The following is a 16,348-nucleotide window of genomic DNA, read 5'->3' as shown; positions in this document are numbered from 1 at the left end:
GCTATTTCACTTGATAACGATTACAATTGTTATATATATGTAATAGGTTGAGGGAAATGAGGATACCAGATTGAAAGATTCTTTTAGTCAAAATAAACCCCTTTTCAACAAAATGAAATTGGATTGTGAATTAGAAAGTATATTATGTATTTTTTTAGAAGAATTAAACTATCAAAAAGAGAATCATTTGCAAGAAGAGTGTTATGATGAAGAAGAATACATTCATACAAGTGTGACAAGCACAGCTGATAAAATAAGTTCCACAACCTATACAATAGACGAGTGGTTGAAAAGAAGTATCGAACAAAATCAGATTTTACTCAATTACCAGACCTTTTATGTGATGGATATTAGTCACCATTCTTCAACGCCGTTCAATACGATCGTTTTTCAGTCCAATTTATACCCGCTTAAAACGAAAGAAACGTCAAAAGACTTAATGAAGCGTTTCATAGATCATAAAGGAATTCCCTATGAAAAAATACGGTCGTCAAGTCAACTGTTAGGTTTTTATTACAAAATTCCTTATGTTCTAGGTGAATTAGTTTTTATACCTGAAAAAAGTTCACTGAAAGGGACTAGTAGTTGGTTTGCTCTCCATCATGTTAGTCAGTATGAGTTGATTGAGCAATCAAACAAGGTTCGTTTACACTTTAAAAACCAGTCAATAAATAGTGTAGTGACTGAACAAAGGCGTTTTTTGAAACAAGTAGAAAAAGGAGCGGTGCTAAGTTTCTGTCAGCAGCTATTTGCAAAAGAAATGTTGCTCACTCACTATAATCTGCAAACTGTCCAATATAGAAATCATCTTGAAGAGTCCCATTTCAAAGGAATCTTAATTCCTAATCAGATAGATCATTTAACCTTAGAACGATACGTGTTTTTTATTCAGAACATGTGCAATGAACTTAAAATAGCCATAAGAAAGCAGTCTTTAACAGTTCTTTTAGGAGATGACCATCCTAATCTAAATGATATATTACTTACATTTATGAATGAAGCAAACGACTAATGACTGCTTTTCTTGCAGATTACCGCTTAATTTTATAGAATGAAAAGTCTGTTTTTTCGATTGAACAACTAAATAAGGAGGTCTTTATGAATTTAACAAAGCTTGTCCAAACATATATTTTGAGTCAAAAAATAGGTAGTCCAATTTTTATTTCTGATATTATGCATTACATAGAGAAATATACTGACGAGGATAAAGAGAGTCATCAAGTACGAAAAAATGTGAATGTAATATTAATGAGAATAATGAAAGAAGATAAGTGTTTAAAGCGTTTTGGAACGGGTGTCTATTACAGGGATGAAATAGAGCAAGCAGATGAATCGGGTATTGATAGTACTGAGTTGATTGAAAGAACGTATATAAAAGATAAAAGAGGAAACGTCTTTGGATATTTGACGGGGGAAACTTACTTGTATAAGCTTGGATTAATCAGCAATAATCCAAGCGAAATCATTGTTGCAACAAATGAAAAAAGGAAGGGAAACATTGAAACAACTGATGTAAACTTTAAGCTGATGAGTCCTCCAACAATAGTAACCAATAAAAATTATCGGTATCTGCAAATATTAGATCTAATAAAAAATGACTTGATAAAAGGAGATACACTGCAATACAATTATGCACTGACTCATTACATGAATAATCACCATTTAGAAGCAGCTAAGCTTATAGCATTTGCAGTTGATTTTTACAGTCAAAAAGTTGTTCTTAGAGCTGCTGAATTTATTAAAAACAAGGTCTATCTGGAAGAACAAAAAGACGAAATCATTATTACAATAGGTTCTAAAAAGCAAAATGAAGTCAATAAAACGAATAGAAGCGATTCTTATGAAAATGAGTAAACCACCAGTTAGGCTATAGAGATAAAAAGTCGGTAGAATCCTACTGGCTTTTTTTATGCTTAACTAAATTAGTTACAGTTTATACTACAAACAAAGGCTTCTTCTTTGCTAGTAATGTGGAATTTTGCTATCATAAAGATAAATTAAGGATGTCTGAAACAGCTTTTATAAATGAAAACAGTGCATCATTATAGTAAAGATTTCAGTATTACTAATATGAAATGGAGCGTGATTTTTAATGGATAGAAGAGTTGAAGGAACATATATGTCAAAAGAAGAAACAGTCAGTGCAGTAGAACGATTAATCAACGAAGGCTATTTGGCTGATGAAATCATTATCGTAACAAATGAAAAGACAGAAAGTCAGTTAGAAGATCTAACCTTGGTTGAAGTGGATGCAGTAAATCCGGGTGAAGGGTTATCGTTATGGGAAAAGTTAAAACAATCTTTTAGTTTTGGCCGATACAATTCTGATGAGCCGTCTAATCCTTTAGAAGATTATGGTGTTGAAGAAGGTTCTGGTGACCATTTTACAGAAGCTTTAGAAAATGACGAAATCGTGATACTGGTCAATAGCGCGGGACCGTCTAATTTAAATCATTTATCACAAGTAAATGAAGCAGTATTGAATGTAACAGACACTAGTAATAATGGAAATGTAGCCTCTACTCCTTCTGAAACATCTACAAAAGAAGAAATGGAAGCAACTCCTGGTGATGGAGAACAATTTGATCCGACTAAAGCTCAATCTTCCAGAGAAGATATTGCTGGCAATCCGGTTACAGCTCCTGACAAACAAGTATCATCTTTTACTAAAGAGGAATCAAGCAGTCCAATCGCAGAAACGAAAGATGTAAAAGATTCTTCATTTGACAAAGTTCCCCAGTTAACTGGAGACGAGTCTACTGTAGTGGCTGAAAATGAAGACCATGTTTATCCTAGTAATATTAGTAAAGGTGTAGTAGATGGAGGTGATTCTGCTGCTAATTCTGTTCATGTAAACGGAGCTGGAAAATTGGAAGAAGCAAAACCAGACCAACAGGTTAAACAACCAGAAAGTGATGCTTATTATAGCGATGAATTTGAAAATGCTGGTGGGAAATCGATAAAAAAAGATGATAAAACGAACTAAATAGTTAAGCAAAAAGGGTGAGTTTTTTATCGCCCTTTTTTTATGCGTATCAGAACTGTCGTAGAGGTAATTTATAGCGAGTTACCTGAACAAAAAAAATTAGCCAAATCGCTAGAAAATTATTTTAGTCAAAGAAGTCCTCTTATTTGAATTCGTTTTCTGAAGTTGATATGCTAGTTGTGAAAAGAAACCGAGGAGGGAATAACAATGACAATTAATGAAAAAGAAACACAAAAACCTAAAGCTAATTATTTGATAGATGACGAAAGTAAAAATGTTAACCCTGAACCGCAAACAGAAGATCCTAATTATAAGGCTGCTGGAAAACTGGAAGGGAAAACCGCTATTATTACGGGTGGAGACAGTGGTATTGGTCAAGCGGTAGCGATTGCTTTTGCAAAAGAAGGAGCAGATGTAGCTATCGGCTATTTGGAATCTGATGACGATGCGAACTACACGAAAAATCGAATTGAAAAGATCGGGCGCAAAGCTTTAATATTCAAAGGTGATGTAGGTCAAGAATCATATGCCCAAGAAGTTACTGCTAAAGTTATGAAAGAATGGGGTCATTTAGATATTCTGGTCAATAATGCTGGTGAGCAACATGTTCAAGAAAAAATTGGTGATATCACGGCAGAACAATTAGAGCGTACATTTAGAACCAATATCTTTAGTCAATTTTACTTTGTGAAAGCTGCAATGCCTCATTTGTCAAAAGGAGCGTCAATTATCAACACAACGTCAATTACTGCTTACCGCGGCAGTGAACATTTGCTAGATTATTCGGCTACTAAAGGGGCCATTACTTCCTTTACTAGATCGCTTTCTCAAAATGACGAAGTGATTGAGAAGGAAATCCGTGTTAACGGTGTAGCGCCAGGTCCAATATGGACTCCATTGATTCCTGCTACTTTTACTGAAGAACAATTGAAAGACTGGGGAAAAGGTGGAGCAATTGATCGTGCTGGGCAAGCTTTTGAGTTGGCACCAACCTATGTCTATTTAGCAAGTACCGATTCTAGTTATGTTTCTGGTCAAGTTTTACACGTTAATGGCGGAGTCGTCATAAATGGTTGATGAGTGATTCTTAACTTTTATTAAAGTGCAACTAAATGAGCTTTAACGTTCAATTCAAGTCGTCTATTTTGATAACTTATTCTTCATTTGTTAAGGTGAGTTTATAAAGAAAAGAAGGAACAAATCGTTAAGTAAAGTCGATAATCTTAAAAGGGAGTGTTAAGTATGAGTAAAGTAGTTGTTGGTTCATTTTCAAATGTACAAGAAACATCAGCATGTGTAGAACAATTATTAGCGGAAGGTCATTCTAGAGACAGCATAAAAATTGTGACAACTAAACAAGATTCTTCAGCAATTAAAGAACAATCAGGTGTAGAAGTTAGTAAAGTTTTAACTGAACAAGAGGATGAAAAATCTACTTGGGACAAACTAAAAGATCTGTTTACTGATACAGATGCAGACGATAATGCTCAATTAGAAAAATTTGGCGTTGATTCGGCGACTGCAGCTCACTATGCTGATTCCTTAAAAGCAGGAGAATATATCGTCCTTTCAGATGAAACTACCGGATTAAATCCAAGCAATCAAGAGACTCAGGAATCAACAGAATCATCAAATCTTATCGTGGGACAAGCTGGTGAAGGAGTGCGTGTAGTAAGAAATGCTTCTCAACCAACAGATGATGATATTTTAGCAAATGATGGCGATGATCGTTTGAATAATGCAGAAGTACCATTAGAAACTAATTTTACAGCTGAAAAAGGTCCAGCTGATAATACAACAGTACAACCCGGTTTAACAGAAACGACTGTTCCTGAAACGATTGAAGAAGATGATTTAATGATTGATTCAATTTGGAATGAAGAGAATCCTAGATTGCAAGACAATCAAGAGGATGATTTATCGAATGGTCCTTTTAGCAAAGAGCAAGATCGAAGAGATGATACTAGAGACGTGGTAACTCCATCAGTTGACTCATTAAATCATCAAGAATACAATCCTAATGACAATCCATTACAGGGAACGCCACCAACAGGTTCAGTACCAAATGATGAACCTTCTGGACTTAGTTCACAAAACCAAGAAGAGTTAGATCTGCCTCATTTTGACGGCAGCACCTTATCTGGTCAGCCAAGAAATGATCCAAAAAGAGATTTTCCAAATAAATAAATAAATAGTAGTCAAAACGACTCTGACTTAGGTCAGTGTCGTTTTCTTTGCAAATGATTAAATTTAAACTTTCGAACATGTGTTTGTTAATGGTTTATGCTATAATAGTAGAACTGAAGTAGGAGTGTGAGGCTATGATATATAAATTAGATAGTGAAAAACAAAATACTTCACCATCAGCATTGCCTAAAATCACAAAAATTGAAGCGCAAAAAAGAAAAGGGCGTTACAATATTTATTTAGATGAAGAATATGCTTTTCCTGTTGATGAAGCTATTTTAATTAAACATATTTTGCATAAGGGTATGGAAATTTCAAAGAGCTTCCGTCAGCAACTAGAAATCGAAGATGGCTACCGTAAAGCATATACGAGAGCATTAGTTTATTTGAACTATTCTTTGCGCTCAATAAAAGAGATTAAAGATGATTTAATTGCCCATGAGTTTACGGGTGAGACAGCTGATCAGGTGATTGAACAATTAAAAGAACAAGGCTACTTAAATGATTTGATGTATGCTGAAAGTTATACAAGAACCGCTGCAAATGTTAGCGGAAAGGGGCCTTACGTGATAAAAAGAGAATTGAAAAAACGTGGAGTTAATGAAGAGACCATTGAAGAAGCAATGGAGCAGTACCCGTTTGATCAAATGGTAGAAAATGGTGTTGCATTAGCAGAAAAAGTTATGCGTCGTTCTTCGCAACATTCTTCGAGAGAAACGAGTAATAAAATTCGTCAAAATTTGATGCAAAAAGGATTTCAATCTGATGTAATTACTCAAGTTTTGGAACAGATAGATTCAGTAAAAGAAGATGACGATGAATATGAAGCTTTAAAAACACAAGGAGACAAAATTTGGCGCAAACAAACTAAATTAACTGGAGCTAAAAAAAGTCAAAAAGTTAAAAGTGGTTTGTTCCAAAAAGGGTTTGCTGGTGATTTGATTACACAATATATTAATGAAAAAGAAATGGAAGACGAAGATTAATGACACAAACTGAAATCAATTTAGTTGAAAAAAAACAAAAACTGATTTTTGATATACCGATGTGGCCACAAGAAAAAATTGAACGATTCAGAGAAACGCTTCTTAGCTGGTACGATTTAGAAAAAAGAGATTTACCTTGGCGGAAAAACAATGATCCTTATCGTATATGGGTTTCAGAAATCATGTTGCAACAGACAAGAGTGGATACGGTTATACCGTACTATTTGAATTTCATGAAAACTTTCCCAACGATTGAAGCTTTAGCACATGCAGATGAAGATACCTTGCTAAAAGCTTGGGAAGGGCTTGGATACTATTCACGAGTTCGGAATTTGCAAACAGCTGCCCAACAAATCATGGAAACGTATGATGGCGAAATGCCCAGTGATCCTAAAGAAATCACCAAACTAAAAGGGATTGGTCCTTATACAACTGGAGCGATTGCTAGTATGGCATTTGGATTACCAGAACCAGCAGTTGACGGAAATGTGATGCGCGTGTTGAGTCGATTGTTTGAAATTGATGCCGATATTGCTAAACCAGGTAATCGCAAAATTTTTGAAGCTATTATGCGAGAACTAATAGATCCCTATAAACCAGGAGATTTTAATCAAGCTTTTATGGATTTAGGTTCAAGCATCTGCACACCTAAAAATTACCATCCAGAGTTGAGCCCCATTAAAGAATTTAATCAATCGTATCAAAACGGCACATGGGATAAGTATCCCGTGAAAAGTAAAAAGAAAAAAGCTAAACCCGTTTACTATGTAGGAACGATTATTAAAAATGCTACAGGTGCCTTTTTGTTAGAAAAGCGTCCTGTAAATGGCTTGCTGGCAAATATGTGGACTTTTCCGTTAATTGAAGAAGAATTAGTGATTCCAGAAACGGGTATTGAAAAAGGAACATTGATTCATTTAGAGGATGAAGACCTTACTGAAAAAGTCATAAAAAAAATCACAACCGAATTAGAAAGCAACTACGGGATTAAACCTACTTTAATGGAAGTTCCATTTGATGAAGTTCAGCATATTTTTAGTCATTTAAAATGGTTCATCGCTGTTTATTATGGACAATTAATAGTGGAAGATTCAATGGTCATCCCTGAAAACTGTTATTGGGTACAACCTGATGACTTTGATCAATATGTGTTCCCGGGGCCTCAAACAAAAATGTGGCAAAGTTACTTATCTAAATTTAAAAAATAAAATAATAAGTTTAAAAATCAAACAGCTCTTTTTTCAGAACATACTGAAAAGAAGGGGTGTTTGTTTGTTTTTTTTTTGAAAAATAGATGGTAGATTGTAGTTTTCTCATTTTTATTTCATTATTTATTTGGTTTTATACTATAAAGATTAAGAGTTGTGATATAATAAATACGAGTCGAGTGTTCAATCACTCTCTGGTTTATTATTTACTAATTTCTTGCGATACCTATGTGAGAAAAAGAAAGTTGGGTTAGGGATGCATATTCCAAAAGAAGGAGAATACATCACAATCCAAAGCTATAAACATGATGGCAGTTTGCATCGCACTTGGAGAGATACAATGGTACTTAAGACAAGTGATCAATCGTTAATAGGAGTGAATGATCACACTCTTGTAACGGAATCGGATGGTCGCAGATGGTTAACTCGAGAACCAGCGATTGTTTACTTTCATAAGCATTATTGGTTCAATATCATTGCAATGATAAGAGATAATGGTGTTTCTTACTATTGTAATCTTGCTTCGCCTTATGCATTAGATGATGAAGGGTTGAAGTATATTGATTATGATTTAGATATCAAAGTCTTTCCAGATGGCGAAAAACGCTTATTGGATGTAGATGAGTATGAAGATCATAGCAAAAAGTGGAATTATCCTGATGATATTGACCATATTTTAAAAGAAAACGTGAAAATTTTAGTGGACTGGATCAATGAAGAAAAAGGCCCTTTTTCACAAGATTATGTTGACGTATGGTATAAACGCTATCAGCAGTTATCACATAAGTAATGACCTTCTACTGGATAAGATGAAAGTTAATTCTCCACAAAAGATAGAAAAATACTAAAACAGTAAAAAGGTTCCAATTTATTGGAGTCTTTTTACTGTTTTACAGGGAACCCTCCTTTCTAGTGTTGATGAACGACTATTTCTGAAGGATCACACTATTTGACGAAGAACCTTTTAAAGAAAAGGGTAGTGAGTTCTAGCGAATGTATGGTAAAATAATTAAGGATTGAATAACAAATGAAATTATTCAAAAAAATCATAGGATATCTTAAGGAGTGAGCAAGTTGTCTAAAAAAAGCGGATTTGCTGTTTTTCTTCTAGTAGTTTTAGCTGTTGCAGTTGTCTTTTTTGGTATGAATTACTCAAAAAAACAGCAACAAGAGTTAGTGACAATAGCGGAAAAAACAGATCAAAAAGATGAGGTAGCAACTCAAGTGGATACCTCTCAACAAATTGCTAGTTATGAAGAAAGTCGTAAAGAGCTTTCAGTGCTAGATTATTTAAACTATCTCAGTTTGTTAAAAGAAGAAGTCGCTATTAGTTTTTATGGGGATTTAGCCCAAGAAGAGCCGTGGATCTCTGTAACAGAAAAGTACATAAATGAACAAACTGGCAGTAAAATTAAGTCTAATCGTTTGGCCTACCCGGATTATAATTCTTATCAATTGATAAGTGAAATTAAAGGTAAAGAGTTAGCAGCAACAAATCCAGATGTGGTTTTTTTTCAATTAACGCCTTATGCTGATCAAAAACTAGATATTGGTTTAGCTGATTCAAGCGATTATTTAACGATGAATTACGATGCAATTAAAAATGTTTTGCCTGAAGCATTAATTGTTTTTGTAGCACCTAATCCTAGTAGCAGCGAAAAAGGAAATAATAATTCAAGAACACTTGATTACACTTCTTATTTAAAAGAAATGGTTGCAACGGTTGAAGAGAACAAGTGGATTGGTTTCAATCTTCATGACAGTTACCTAGATAAACTTGAAATGGACAGCAAAAAGTTGGAAAATACGTTAACTGAAAATGGCAAATCATTGAATGATGAAGGAACAGCTATTTACAGCACTTTATTTGAAGAAGCTCTTAATAAAAAAGTAGACACTACTAGCGGTATTTAAGCGAGAATAAAGAATTAGTAGCACTTTTATAAAAAATAAAACTAAAAAACAGTTGAGCAAATTTTGCTCAACTGTTTTTTTAATGTCCTCTTTATTGTTCGATGTGCTCAATATTTGAGATTTCTGTATCAGGGTTCCAGTCATTTCTTTTGTAACTGCTGACTAGAGTATTTAAATGTTCAAGGTATTCTTCGTATTTTAAAATACTAGACATAATATGAATTACGGCATTACTTTGACCGTAGTCATCATGCATGTATTCTTCTAAACTTGCTTCATCGAAGAAAGATTGCATAAATTCTTTTCTAAGTGGTGCTTTATAAGCAATAAAATTTACACTGTCTGGCGACACACGTCCATTAAATTTTAATAATATTTGTTCATGAGCGGTTAGTAACGTCTCAAGACGCTCACGTATTAAGATTCTCAAGTCTTTTGGAAAGTGATTAAAGGAATTTTCATATTTATGAAAGGTACAAGATAGATTATAGGCTTCTTTTGTAGTAGCAATGATCTGTCTATACACCACTACTTTACGCATTTTTTGAAAACGGTCTTTTTTTCTAGTGACCATTCCTTCATCTTTGAATAATGATAAATAAATGTCCATACGGTTTAGTTCGGATTTGATCCATTTTAAATCTTTTTTCAAAACAGGATACTGGCTGTTTTTTCGCACACTTGCACGTAAAAATTTCATGATTTCAGTTGTGGAATAATCTGTAACATGATACAACTTTTCTTCATATTTTGGTGGGAATAAAATAGTATTTACTAAGAAAGCAATAAAGACACCCATAATGGTAGCTGCAACTCGAATTGAAGCATAAAGAATAAAGTTATCTTCACTTGTCTGCATAATAACAATCAACGTTACTGTTGCCAAACCAATCACATTACTAAGATTCAACTGGTTTAAAATGGCAATCAAAAGACAAGCTGCCAGACCAACTACGATAAAATGATTTCCGATAGATAACGTAATAAAAATAGCAACTAACGCACCTATTAAGTTAGCAATAATACGATCTTTAAGCGTATTGATTGATCGTTTAACTGAAGGTTGTAAGGCGAAGATAGCAGAGATTGCGGCTAAAACACTGCCAGATGGAAAATTTAAAAATGCTGGTATGGCCAAGGAAAGAGCCACAGCTATTCCTGTTTTGAGCGTTCGTGCTCCTATTTTCATAAAATAAAATCACTCCGTTTTATTGTTTGTATAGTTGTATGATAAGCTACTTAGAGTGATTAAGCAAAGAATTTTAGTAAATAGTTTGAAAATTGAAATAATAAGATTAGAAATGACTTTAATTTTTAAATTAAATTAGAAAAAGCTTTATCAATCGCTAGTTTGGTTTCATCAATATCTGCTTGAGTGTGCATGATAGTCAAAAACCAAGCTTCATATTTACTTGGAGCTAGATTGATGCCTTCATCTAACATTGCTTTAAAGAATTTTCCGAAACGTACAGTGTCTGTATTTTCTGCATCGGCATAATCTTCAATTGGATGAGTTGAAAAGTAAACAGTCAGTGATCCGCCAATTTGGTTAACGACAGTAGGAATACCGTATTTTTCTCCTGCTTCTAATAAAGCTTCTTTTAACTGAACAGCAAAATCTGCCATCCTTTCATAAATACCTGGTTCTTGTAAAACTTCTAAACAGGCAATTCCAGCTTGCATAGAAAGAGGATTTCCAGCCATTGTGCCGGCTTGATAAGCGGGTCCAAGAGGAGCTACAGTATCCATAATTCGTGTGGGTCCACCATATGCTCCAATAGGTAATCCTCCACCAATTGATTTTCCAAAAGCTGTTAAATCAGGAATTACACCTAACATATCTTGAGCCGCACCATACTGGAATCGGAAATTTGTAATGACTTCATCATAGATGACTAAAGCACCATGTTCATGTGTGATTTCATTGACTGCTTCCAAAAAGCCTGGTTTTGGTGCAACCATTCCGAAGTTTCCGACAATTGGTTCAACCAAAACAGCTGCTACTTGATCGCCCCATTTATTCATTACTGCTCGATAGGATTCTACATCATTGTACGGTACAGTAATCACTTCTTTAGACGTCCCTTTTGTGATACCACCAGAATCAGTGGTTCCTAAAGTAGCTGGGCCACTTCCTGCTTCAACTAATACAAGGTCAAAGTGACCATGGTATTGACCAGTAAATTTTACAATCAGTTCACGTTCTGTATACGCTCGTGCAACACGGACGGTCGTCATTACAGCTTCGGTTCCTGAATTAGTAAAACGTACTTTATCCATTGAAGGAATAGCATCCGTTAACATCTTGGCAAATGTGATTTCATGCTCGGATGGCGTGCCAAATAAAACACCTGTATCTGCAGCCTGTTTAATTGCTTTTACAATATGTGGATGATTAAATCCAGTTATAATTGGACCGTAAGCAGCTAAGTAATCAATGTAACGATTTCCATCAACATCGTATAAATAAGCACCATCACCACGAGTCATGGTAACGGGATTTCCACCACCAACTCCTTTAAATGAACGACTGGGACTATTGACTCCTCCTACAATGACTTTATTTGCTTCTAAAGCTAAGCGGTCACTTTGACTATGGTTTAACATAAATAAATTGCCTCCTTAAAAAGTAAAATCATTACTATTGTAAAGCTCTTATCTTATAAGTGCAATCTTTCAATGCCGTAAGAGGATGTATATTTATTTGCAAATTTTGACAAAAATAGTTATTATTAAATAATAAACACTTATTACAAGATAATAATCACTATCAAATGATAATTAGATAGAATCAATTTATGGAAATAAGGGTAATGAACTGATTTTGAAAGGAGGAACAAAATGACTTCAAATCATTTAGTAGCTCAGTCAATTGATAAATTGAAGCGAGCACACATTCGTATTACGCCGCAACGTTACGGTATTTTAGAGTATTTAATTGAAAATGATAATCATCCAACAGCCGATGAAATTTATCAAGCTTTAGCTGAACGATTTCCAAATATGAGTGTCGCAACCGTTTATAATAATTTGCGTTTATTCACTAAGGTTGGTTTTGTAGATGAGATGAACTATGGCGATGCTTCAAGTCGATTTGATTTTACTTCGGCACAACATTATCATGCAATTTGTGAAGTTTGTGGTCGAATTGAAGATCTCTATTATCCAGGATTAGAAGATATTGGAGAAGTAACAACTAACTTAACCGGTTTTAAAATAAGACGACATCGTTTGGAAATTTATGGAATTTGCCCTGAATGCCAAGTTAAACAAGAGCAATCCGAAAATGCTAAGCAATACTAGCTAAGTACACATTCAAATAAAAAGACACCTTATTTAAAAGGTGCTTTTTTATTTGAAATAGATGGAAGAAATGAAGGAATATTGACACAAAAATGGATTATCTATACTATTGATTTTACTGTATAAGTTTTGAACAGAATAGGAATTAGATACATAATAAGAGGAGGGGGACATTTAATGTCAACACTCAATGATGTTGCAAAAAAAGCAAATGTATCAAAAATGACGGTCTCAAGGGTGATCAATCATCCCGAACAAGTTACGGATGAGCTGAAAGAACTGGTATTTAGGGCGATGGAAGAATTAAGTTACCGTCCAAATGTTGCTGCGAAAGCATTAGTTAATAATCGCACGCAAATTATCAAATTATTTATTCTTGAAGAAATGGATACGACTGAACCTTATTATATGAATTTATTGATGGGTATTGCGCAAGAATTAGACAGTCGTCACTATTCTTTGCAGTTGGTGACCAAGAATAGTTTTGATATTGGATCGTGTGATGGGTACATTATTTGTGGCATGCGCGAAAGTGATTATGGTTGGATCAGTGGTGCGACAAAACCAGTCGTTTTATTTGGTGAAAATCGACACGGTTATGATTTTGTTGATTCAGATAATAAAGAAGGTGTTGCGAAAGCCACACAATACGGAATTGATGCGGGCTATGAAAACATCATTTTTATTGGAATTGATGTAAAAGAGCCGTTTGAATATTCAAGAGAAAGTGGCTATATCACAACATTACAAAAGAATAAACGAGAACCTGAGATTCATCGATTCGAGAACCGATCACGTTATGCGGCGGAATTTATTGAAGAAAACTGGAAAATTATCAAGCCTAATACCCTTTTTATTTGTAGCTCAGATCGTTTAGCAATTGGCATACAAAGAGGGATAGTTAATATGGGTGGCACTATTCCATCTGATTTTGGGGTCATTGGGTACGATGGCGTTTTTCTTGATCAAATCGCTTTTCCACAATTAACAACTGTAAAGCAACCTGTTATCAAGATGGGTGAAGCTTGTGCTAAAATGGTATTAAATAAAATTGAACAAAAAAATGCCTCACAAGGAGAAATATTATTCATTCCTGAACTTGTCATTAGAGGGACTACTAAATAAAAATTAAGGGCACAGATGATTAAAAAAGTGGTAAAAGGGAGAGCTGAAAATATGACTAAAGCTATGATCATTGTCAATCCTTCTTCAGGTGGAGAAAAATCAGAAGACTATATTGAACAGCTGAAAAAACAGATTGGAACTACTTATACTGAATTAACCATTAAAAAAACAAAGAAATCAGGGGATGCTCGTTTATTTTCAGAAGAAGCTGCTTCTAATGAGTACAAAGCCTTTTTTGTATTGGGAGGAGATGGATCTGTCAGTGAAGCTGTTAATGGTCTACTGTTGCATGAGTCTAAAATCGCTTTAGGAATCATTCCACTCGGAACGGTTAATAATGTTGCTAGAGCATTAGGGATTTCTATGAATCCTATAAAAGCTATCGAAGCTTTGCAAGAAGCAACGATTAAACAAATTGATGTAGGTAAAATTAATGAGCGCTTTTTCATTAGTTCAACTTCAGTTGGTCCAATACCAGAATCTGTTCAAGAAGTAGATGTGGATATGAAAACTAAATTCGGCGTGTTTGCTTATGTGATGAAAGGAATTCAGGCTTTAAGAGATGAACATACCTACACATTTGAAATAGAGATTGAAGGAGAAAAATGGAGCGCAGATTACAGTATGCTCTTGATTGCTATGAGTAATTTTGTTGGTGGAGTAGGCACGGCTATTCCTGAAGCAGCCATCGATGATGGGTTAATTCATATGGTCACTTTAAAAGAAACAACGACTAAAGAAAAATTAAGTTTAGTACCAGAATTGTTTCAAGATAAAGAGTACACCAATGATCAACTGGAATATCGTACTTTCAAAAAAGCAAAAATTCGTTTATTAGAAGATAAAGATAAGTCAATAAGTTGCACCGTTGACGGCGATAAAGGTCAAACTTTCCCTTTAGAAATAAACGTATTGCCACATGCGTTATCCGTTTTCGCTTAATCGTTACTTAATGACCTTGTACTTGTAGTAGATAATGGGAATAAAGGTATCTTCTAACTATCATAGGGCTCTTACAAGCAAATCGGTCTATTCCATAAGAATTTTTTGAAGTATCCATACTATTTGACGAAGAATAAAAACCCTCTCGAATGTTAATTCGGGAGGGTTTTTATTCCTTATTATTCAGAGAAACTAAACAATTCTAACGAACGGTTTCTGTTAAATGAGCATTCAATCCAGCTTCGTAAAATTGATCCATATCTACTTTTGGAACCATACTGCCGCCTGTTGCCCAAGCAATATGTGTACTTTGATTCATTTTATTTAGTAGACCGTGTTTTTCTAAATATTTTTTACCTTCTTCAGATTGACACAGTCTTAAAGCACCTGGTACTCCAGCCAAAGCTGCAGGTTCTAGATAAATTTTTTCTTTATCAATAAGTGCACTCAATAATCTTTTTGTTTCAATATCGTCAATAGTATAGGATCCACTAAAAAAATGCTGCATGATAGTAGCAACTAATTTCGATGTACGTGGGACAGCTAGGCCATCAGCGACGGTTAATCCATCTAAACCAAAATCTTTTACAGACACTTGGTCGAATTTTTGAGTCATCAAACCGACTGTCATTGAAGGTACATGGGTCGGTTCAGCAAAGAAACAATGCACATGATCGCCATAAATTTGTTTCAATCCAAAAGAAATGCCACCTGGTGAGCCACCAATCCCGCAAGGCAAATAAACAAATAATGGATGATCTTTATCTACTAGAATGTTTTCTTGAGCCAATTGTTTTTGTAGACGATTAGCTGCAACGGTATAGCCTAAAAATAACTCAATCGAGTGTTCATCGTCGACGAAATAACTCATGGGATCTAAATTGGATTGTTGACGACCTTTTTTAACGGCATTTGTAAAGTCAGATTCATGTTCAATAACTGTCACACCACGAAAACGCAGTAAATCTTTTTTCCATTGTTTTGCTTCCACAGACATATGGACTGTTACGTCAAAGCCTAACATAGCACCGACAGTTCCGACACTGATACCAAGATTTCCTGTAGTTCCTACAGCAATTTTATAGGTTGAAAAGAATTTTTTAAAAGTCTCACTTGCGAAAAGAGCGTAATCATCATCGTAGCTTTTTAGTAATCCGTGTTCTATGGCTAATGTTTCAGCGTGTTTCAACACTTCATAAATGGCACCTCGTGCTTTTATCGTTCCTGCAATTGGAAGTAAATCATCTCGTTTTAATAAAAAAGTACCTGGAATAGAAGAGTGATAAACGGTTTCAAGATACTCTTTCATAGAAGGAATCGATGTTATAGGCGATTCAATGATGCCTTTTGCTGCTTCTGTTTCTGGAAAATCAATTCTTAAGTATGCGGCAAAGCGATTTAAGCGTTCTTCAGCAGCGTTAATGTCGTCTTTTGTATAGGCAACTAAATTTGAAGCTTCTACAAAAGGTAATTTAGCTGGATTCGACCAAAAAATTTCTTTTAATGAAAACAGTTCTGCTAATTGAGGGAGTTCTTTTTCCCAAGCATCTACAGTTTTACCTGCAATACGTGTACTAGTCATTATTTTACCTCTTTCTATTAGTGAAAAGAAATTCTTTACAGCCTTAATTTTGCCGACTGTAATTAATGAAAGATTACCATTTTTAACGTTATAAATCTAGGAATAATCCAGTTTC

At 34.6% G+C, this 16,348-nt stretch carries 15 protein-coding genes; 12 read left to right on the top strand and 3 right to left on the bottom strand.

Features of this window, described 5'->3' with window-relative positions; translation table 11 throughout:
- Positions 1 to 70: 70 nt before the first annotated feature.
- The 9 genes from BP18_RS01070 (at position 71) to BP18_RS01030 (ending at position 9,281) form a co-directional block, all read left to right on the top strand.
- The gene (locus BP18_RS01070; protein ID WP_007725295.1) at positions 71 to 1,012 is read left to right on the top strand and encodes a competence protein ComK; all 942 of its coding nucleotides are present in this window, start codon (positions 71 to 73) and stop codon (positions 1,010 to 1,012) included.
- An 86-nt stretch (positions 1,013 to 1,098) separates the two neighbouring features.
- On the top strand, positions 1,099 to 1,854 hold the full coding sequence (locus BP18_RS01065) for a DUF6088 family protein (protein ID WP_007725294.1): 756 nt from the start codon (positions 1,099 to 1,101) through the stop codon (positions 1,852 to 1,854).
- 238 nt (positions 1,855 to 2,092) lie between these two features.
- Positions 2,093 to 2,986, top strand: a complete 894-nt coding sequence (locus BP18_RS01060) for a general stress protein (protein ID WP_007725293.1) — start codon at positions 2,093 to 2,095, stop codon at positions 2,984 to 2,986.
- A gap of 207 nt (positions 2,987 to 3,193) precedes the next feature.
- Positions 3,194 to 4,063 (top strand): SDR family oxidoreductase, encoded by an 870-nt coding sequence (locus tag BP18_RS01055; RefSeq protein WP_007725291.1) that lies wholly within the window; start codon positions 3,194 to 3,196, stop codon positions 4,061 to 4,063.
- Positions 4,064 to 4,228: 165 nt separating this feature from the next.
- Positions 4,229 to 5,173, top strand: a complete 945-nt coding sequence (locus BP18_RS01050; RefSeq protein WP_007725289.1) for a general stress protein — start codon at positions 4,229 to 4,231, stop codon at positions 5,171 to 5,173.
- Positions 5,174 to 5,307: 134 nt separating this feature from the next.
- Positions 5,308 to 6,159, top strand: a complete 852-nt coding sequence (gene recX / locus BP18_RS01045) for a recombination regulator RecX (RefSeq protein WP_007725288.1) — start codon at positions 5,308 to 5,310, stop codon at positions 6,157 to 6,159.
- Positions 6,159 to 7,367 (top strand): A/G-specific adenine glycosylase, encoded by a 1,209-nt coding sequence (mutY, locus tag BP18_RS01040; RefSeq protein WP_007725285.1) that lies wholly within the window; start codon positions 6,159 to 6,161, stop codon positions 7,365 to 7,367. Before recX ends, mutY begins: the two co-directional genes overlap by 1 nt.
- Before the next feature lie 256 nt (positions 7,368 to 7,623).
- On the top strand, positions 7,624 to 8,157 hold the full coding sequence (gene ntdP / locus BP18_RS01035; protein WP_007725284.1) for a nucleoside tri-diphosphate phosphatase: 534 nt from the start codon (positions 7,624 to 7,626) through the stop codon (positions 8,155 to 8,157).
- Between the two features lie 284 nt (positions 8,158 to 8,441).
- Positions 8,442 to 9,281, top strand: a complete 840-nt coding sequence (locus BP18_RS01030) for a hypothetical protein (protein WP_007725282.1) — start codon at positions 8,442 to 8,444, stop codon at positions 9,279 to 9,281.
- A 91-nt stretch (positions 9,282 to 9,372) separates the two neighbouring features.
- Here BP18_RS01030 and BP18_RS01025 read toward each other — a convergent pair whose 3' ends face one another.
- Entirely contained in the window at positions 9,373 to 10,470 is a 1,098-nt protein-coding gene (locus BP18_RS01025; protein WP_007725280.1) for an FUSC family protein, read from the bottom strand.
- A 125-nt stretch (positions 10,471 to 10,595) separates the two neighbouring features.
- The gene (locus BP18_RS01020) at positions 10,596 to 11,888 is read right to left on the bottom strand and encodes a glutamate-1-semialdehyde 2,1-aminomutase (protein ID WP_007725278.1); all 1,293 of its coding nucleotides are present in this window, start codon (positions 11,886 to 11,888) and stop codon (positions 10,596 to 10,598) included.
- 234 nt (positions 11,889 to 12,122) lie between these two features.
- Between BP18_RS01020 and BP18_RS01015 the strand changes: the two genes are divergently transcribed.
- The 3 genes from BP18_RS01015 (at position 12,123) to BP18_RS01005 (ending at position 14,651) form a co-directional block, all read left to right on the top strand.
- Positions 12,123 to 12,584, top strand: a complete 462-nt coding sequence (locus tag BP18_RS01015) for a Fur family transcriptional regulator (RefSeq protein WP_007725276.1) — start codon at positions 12,123 to 12,125, stop codon at positions 12,582 to 12,584.
- Between the two features lie 177 nt (positions 12,585 to 12,761).
- On the top strand, positions 12,762 to 13,709 hold the full coding sequence (locus tag BP18_RS01010) for a LacI family DNA-binding transcriptional regulator (protein WP_007725274.1): 948 nt from the start codon (positions 12,762 to 12,764) through the stop codon (positions 13,707 to 13,709).
- Positions 13,710 to 13,760: 51 nt separating this feature from the next.
- Positions 13,761 to 14,651, top strand: coding sequence for a diacylglycerol/lipid kinase family protein (locus tag BP18_RS01005; protein WP_029277105.1), 891 nt, complete (start codon positions 13,761 to 13,763; stop codon positions 14,649 to 14,651).
- A 202-nt stretch (positions 14,652 to 14,853) separates the two neighbouring features.
- Here BP18_RS01005 and BP18_RS01000 read toward each other — a convergent pair whose 3' ends face one another.
- A complete protein-coding gene (locus tag BP18_RS01000; protein WP_007725272.1) occupies positions 14,854 to 16,233 on the bottom strand; it encodes a D-serine ammonia-lyase in 1,380 nt (459 codons plus the stop codon).
- Positions 16,234 to 16,348 lie beyond the last annotated feature (115 nt).

The organism is Carnobacterium jeotgali MS3 (assembly GCF_000745125.1).
GTDB classification, from domain to species: domain Bacteria; phylum Bacillota; class Bacilli; order Lactobacillales; family Carnobacteriaceae; genus Carnobacterium_B; species Carnobacterium_B jeotgali.
This window is presented reverse-complemented; position numbering and strand designations above follow the sequence as displayed.